The 4,777-nt window shown below is 74.1% G+C and carries 3 protein-coding genes and 2 pseudogenes; 1 reads left to right on the top strand and 4 read right to left on the bottom strand.

What is annotated here, in order from left to right; genetic code table 11:
• Positions 1 to 136 precede the first annotated feature (136 nt).
• The 4 genes and pseudogenes from LCD31_RS28170 to LCD31_RS28150 form a co-directional block, all read right to left on the bottom strand.
• Entirely contained in the window at positions 137 to 2,215 is a 2,079-nt protein-coding gene (locus tag LCD31_RS28170; protein WP_224963124.1) for a xanthine dehydrogenase family protein molybdopterin-binding subunit, read from the bottom strand.
• Entirely contained in the window at positions 2,212 to 3,195 is a 984-nt protein-coding gene (locus tag LCD31_RS28165; RefSeq protein ID WP_224963122.1) for a xanthine dehydrogenase family protein subunit M, read from the bottom strand. Before LCD31_RS28165 ends, LCD31_RS28170 begins: the two co-directional genes overlap by 4 nt.
• Positions 3,192 to 3,461: pseudogene (locus LCD31_RS28160) on the bottom strand (2Fe-2S iron-sulfur cluster-binding protein); the annotation flags it as partial. The pseudogene LCD31_RS28160 and the gene LCD31_RS28165, both read right to left, overlap by 4 nt.
• 447 nt (positions 3,462 to 3,908) lie before the next feature.
• Positions 3,909 to 4,064, bottom strand: a pseudogene (locus tag LCD31_RS28150) (2Fe-2S iron-sulfur cluster-binding protein); the annotation flags it as partial.
• A gap of 134 nt (positions 4,065 to 4,198) precedes the next feature.
• Between LCD31_RS28150 and LCD31_RS28145 the strand changes: the two are divergent.
• Positions 4,199 to 4,663, top strand: a complete 465-nt coding sequence (locus LCD31_RS28145) for a very short patch repair endonuclease (protein WP_224963120.1) — start codon at positions 4,199 to 4,201, stop codon at positions 4,661 to 4,663.
• The last annotated feature ends 114 nt before the right edge of the window (positions 4,664 to 4,777 follow it).

The following is a 4,777-nucleotide window of genomic DNA, read 5'->3' as shown; positions in this document are numbered from 1 at the left end:
GGGGTGAACGGACCCTTCGACCAACCGGACGGGACGAACGGTCCGTTCACCCTCCGCGGAACGCGAGTGAATGGACCGCCCGTCCAACGAGATGGGACGAACGGTCCGTTCACTCCTCCAGCGGTGCGCCGCCGGGTCAGCCGCCCAGCAGCTTGTCCGGCGTGATCGGCAGGTCCCGGACCCGGATGCCGGTGGCGTGGTGCACCGCGTTCGCGATGGCGGCGGGCGAACCCACGATGCCGATCTCGCCGACGCCGCGGCTGCCCATCGGGTTCGAATGCGGGTCGTGCTCGTCGAGCCAGCTCACCTCGATGTCGGCGACGTCGGCGTGCGCGGCGACGTGGTACTGCGCGAGGTCGTGGTTGATGACGTGCCCGAACTGCGGATCGAGGACGCTGTGCTCGAACAGCGCCATGGACATGCCCATGGTGATGCCGCCGAGCAGCTGCGACCGCACGAGCCGCGGGTTCACGACCTGCCCCACGGAGAACACGCCGAGCAGCCGCGGCACCCGCACCTCACCGGTGTCGGCGTTGACGCGGACTTCGGCGAAGTGCGCGCCGAACGAGTGGATGGCGTACCGCTGCTCGTCCGGGTCGTCGGGAATCGCGCCGTCGGCTTCGTCGCCGTCGGCGGGGTCGTGGCCGAACTTCTCCCGGAACCGCCGGGCCGCTTCGACGACGGTCGTTCCCCAGGAGGTGAGCCCGGAGGAGCCGCCTTCGACGGTGGCGGTGGGCAGCGCGGTGTCGCCGAGCTCCAAGTCCACATCGGACACCGGGCGGTCCAGCGCGTCGGCGGCGATCTGGGTGAGCGCGGTCCGGGTGCCGGTGCCGATGTCGGCGGCGCCGATGCGCACCTCGTAGCGCCCGTCGCGGTACCGGACGGTGGCGGTGGAGCCGGGCATCTTGTAGCCGGGGTAGGTGGCGCTCGCGACGCCGGTGCCGACCAGCCAGTCCCCGTCCCGCGCGGACCGCGGCGCCGGGTCGCGGCCGGCCCAGCCGAACCGTTCGGCGCCTTCGCGCAGGCATTCGGCGAGGTGCCGCGCGGAGTGCGGCAGCCCGGTGGCGGGATCGACGGCGGGTTCGTTGCGGCAGCGCAGGTCGATCGGGTCGATCCCGCAGGCTTCGGCGAGTTCGTCCACTGCGGACTCGGTGGCGAACATGCCGGGTGCTTCGCCGGGTGCGCGCATCCAGAACGGGACGGGCACGTCGAGCGCCGCGAGCCGGTGCGTGGTGCGGCGGTTCGGCGCGGCGTAGACGGTGCGGGTGCCGACGGCGGTCTGCTCGGCGAACTCCTGCACGGTGGAGGTCTGCTCGACGACGTCGTGGGTGACGAGTTCCAGCTTCCCGTCGCGGTCCGCGCCGAGCCGCACGTGCTGGATGGTGGGCGTGCGGTAGCCGACGAGCGCGAACATCTGCTGCCGGGTCAGCGCGAGCTTCACCGGCCGTCCGCCCGCGACCCGGGCGGCGAGCGCGGCGAGCGCGTTGTGCGCGTGCGCGGTGCCCTTGGAGCCGAAGCCGCCGCCGACGTGCGGGGCGAGCACTCGGATCCGCTCCGGGTCGAGCCCGAGCACCGGCGCGAGCCGTGACCGCATCTGGTGCACGCCCTGCGTCGAGTCGTACATCGTGAGCACGCCGCCGCGCCAGGTCGCGATGGTGGCGTGCGGTTCCATCGGGTTGTTGTGCTCCATCGGCGTCGTGTAGGTCACGTCCACCACGACCGCCGGTTCCGCGCCGTCCGGGTCGCCGTCGCGCGTGTCGGCGGCGAACGACGGGTTGACCACCTCCGGCGCGTAGAGCGCGTCGTCGTCGCCGCGCAGCACCACGTGGTGCGGTTCCCGCCGGTAGTCGACGCGCACCAGATCCGCGGCCTGCCGCGCGATCTCGGGGGTTTCGGCGAGCACCGCGCCGATGAGCTGGCCCCGGAACGCGATCTCCGGGGATTGCAGCACCCACAGCTCGGCGTCGGAGTCGGTCGCCAGCCGGGGCGCGTTCTCGTGGGTGAGCACCGTCGCGACGCCGTCGAGGTCTTCGGCGGCGTGCACGTCGATGTCCTCGATCCGGCCGCGCGCGATCGTCGCCTGCACCGGATGCACGTACAGCGGGTCGGGCACGGGGTGCTCGAACGCGTAGCGCGCGGTGCCGTTGATCTTGTCCGGGCCGTCCAGCCGTTCCAGCGGGGCGCCGATCGCCCGTGGCCGCAGCAGGTCCGTCATCGCGCCTCCTCCACCAGGTCCCGCAGCACGGCGACGAGCGTCCCGCGGGTCATCGGCACCTTGTACGCGTTGCCGCTGAGCGGTTCGGCCGCGGCCAGTTCGGCGTCCGCGGCCGCGCGGAACGCCTGCTCGCCGACGGGCGCACCGCGCAGGGCCCCTTCGGCGCGGGTGGCCCGCCACGGCTTGTGCGCGACCCCGCCGAGCGCGATCCGCGCGTTGCGCACCCGGCCGTCCGCGACGTCCAGGTCGACGGCGACCGAGACGAGCGCGAACGCGTACGACGCCCGCTCCCGCACCTTCCGGTAGACCGAGTGCGGCGCGCTGCCCGGCAGGTCGACCGCGGTGATCAACTCGCCGTGGCGCAGCACCGAGTCCCGCTGCGGTTCGTCACCCGGCAGCCGGTGGAACTCGACGACCGGCACCGCGCGTTCCCCCTCCGGGCCCTGCACCCGAACCCGCGCGTCCAGCGCCGCCATCGCCACCGCCATGTCGGAGGGGTGCGTGGCCACGCACTCCGGGGAGGCGCCGAAGATCGCCGCGTCGCGGTGGTGCCCGCCGATCGCCGAGCACCCCGCCCCCGGATCGCGCTTGTTGCACGGGGTAGTCACGTCCTGGAAGTACGGGCACCGGGTGCGCTGCAGCAGGTTCCCACCGGTGGTGGCGGCGTTGCGCAGCTGCCCCGAGGCGCCCGCCAGCAGCGCCTGCGCCAACGCCGGGAACCGGGTGCGCACCAGCGGGTGGGCCGCGAGGTCGCTGTTGCGCACCCCCGCCCCCACCCGCATCCCGCCGTCCGGGAGCTCCCGCACCTCGTCCAGCGGCAGCCGCGACACGTCCACCAGCAGCTCCGGCGCACTCACCCCCAATTTCAGGTGGTCGACGAGATTCGTGCCGCCCGCGAGGAACACCGCCCCCGGGTTCCGCGCCACGGTCGCCACCGCGCCCGCCGCGTCGTCCGGGCGCACGTAGTCGAACGGGTTCATCGCGATCCCTCCCGCCGGGCCGCGTCGCGGATCGCGGCGACGATGTTCACGTAGGCGCCGCAGCGGCACAGGTTGCCGCTCATCCGCTCGCGGATCTCCGCGTCGTCGAGCTCCTCGAACCCGGCGGCGACGTCCGCGGTCACGTGGCTCGGCCTGCCGTCGGCGGCCTCGGCGAGCATCCCCACCGCCGAGCACACCTGGCCCGGGGTGCAGTACCCGCACTGGAACGCGTCGTGCTCCAGGAACGCCTGAGCGACCGGGTGCACCTCCCGCTCGGCCGGCGGTCGTCCCGGGGCCGCCACGAGACCGGTGGCACCCGCGCCGCCGGGTCCGGGAACGACCTCCCACGTCGGTTCACCGTCCACGTCCCGCGCGTCCCGACCGCCGGAGGGCCCCGCCGCGGCACCAGCGGACCCGCCCGGGCCGGTTCCCGCCTCGGCAACCTCCGCAGTACCGCTTCCCGCGAGCCGCCCCGTGCCAGCTTCCGCCGCAGGTTCGCCGGTTCCCGGCCCGGCAGTGGCAGGGCCATCGCCACCCGGCGCGCCCCCGCCGGCACCCGGTCCGGATTCGGCGGCACCCCTCCCAGCCCCGGCGGGTTCACCGGCTCCAGGCCCACCAGCGGCAGGTCCGACGGCTCCCAGCCCGGCAGCGGTGATGATCTCCGCACCATCGGCGGCCACCGCCAGCAACAGGCAGGTCAGCACCCGCCGCCCGTCCACCAGCGCCGTGCACGCCCCGCACTGCCCGTGGTCGCAGCCCTTCTTCACCGAGACCACCCCCAAGTGCTCGCGCAACCCGTCCAGCACGGTCACCCGAGGCTCCACCTCGAGCCCGCACCGCACACCGTCCACCGACCAAGCGATCTCCATCGACGTCCCCTCCCCGAAAGAGCTCCCCCGCCAGGGTGAGGGGCGTGGGGGGCGAACGCGCGCCGCAGAGCGCGCGGCGAACGCGCGTTCGCCGCGGTGCGGCCGTCCGGGAAGCGTGCCGTACGGTCGTCGGCATGGCTGTCGATCGGCCGGCGGTGGCGTCCAGTGCGGGCGTGCGCAAGAGCATGAGCGCCAACAAGGGGCGGGACACGAAACCGGAGCTCGCGTTGCGCAGAGCGGTGCACGCGCTGGGGTTGCGCTACCGGGTCTCCACCCGCCCGCTCGCCGAGCTGCGGCGGACCGCTGATCTGACGTTCACCCGCGCCAAGGTCGCCGTGTTCCTGGACGGCTGCTTCTGGCACGGCTGCCCCGAGCACCACACCAAATCCGCGACGAACGCGGCGTTCTGGGCGGAGAAGGTGCGGCGCAACCGGGAACGCGACCGGGAGACGGACCGCTTGTTGGCGGAGGCGGGATGGTCCGTCATCCGCATCTGGGAGCACGAGGCCCCGGACGACGGGGCGGCCCGGGTCGAACGAGCCGTCCGCGGCCGCCGCGCGGAGGTGGCCGGCCCGCGGGCGTCGCGTTCCCCGGAGTGACACCCTTCCTGGGTGCACTCGGCGCCCGGGACTCTTCGGGACCCTCGGTACGAGCTTCCCGCGGGAGGTCTTCGGGGGCCTCGGGGATGCGGGCGAGGGCATCGAGCGCGGCGG

Origin of the sequence: Saccharopolyspora sp. 6M (assembly GCF_020176775.1) — a bacterium.
GTDB lineage: Bacteria > Actinomycetota > Actinomycetes > Mycobacteriales > Pseudonocardiaceae > Saccharopolyspora_C > Saccharopolyspora_C gregorii.
Note: the sequence above shows the minus strand (reverse complement) of the source record. Positions and strands in the feature narration are given on the sequence as shown.

Excerpts from the sequence above, each read along its gene's own strand:
- LCD31_RS28170 (WP_224963124.1), bottom strand. The coding sequence starts at position 2,215 with ATGACGGACCTGCTGCGGCCACGGGCGATCGGCGCCCCGCTGGAACGG.
- LCD31_RS28165 (WP_224963122.1), bottom strand. The coding sequence starts at position 3,195 with ATGAACCCGTTCGACTACGTGCGCCCGGACGACGCGGCGGGCGCGGTG.
- LCD31_RS28145 (WP_224963120.1), top strand. The coding sequence starts at position 4,199 with ATGGCTGTCGATCGGCCGGCGGTGGCGTCCAGTGCGGGCGTGCGCAAG.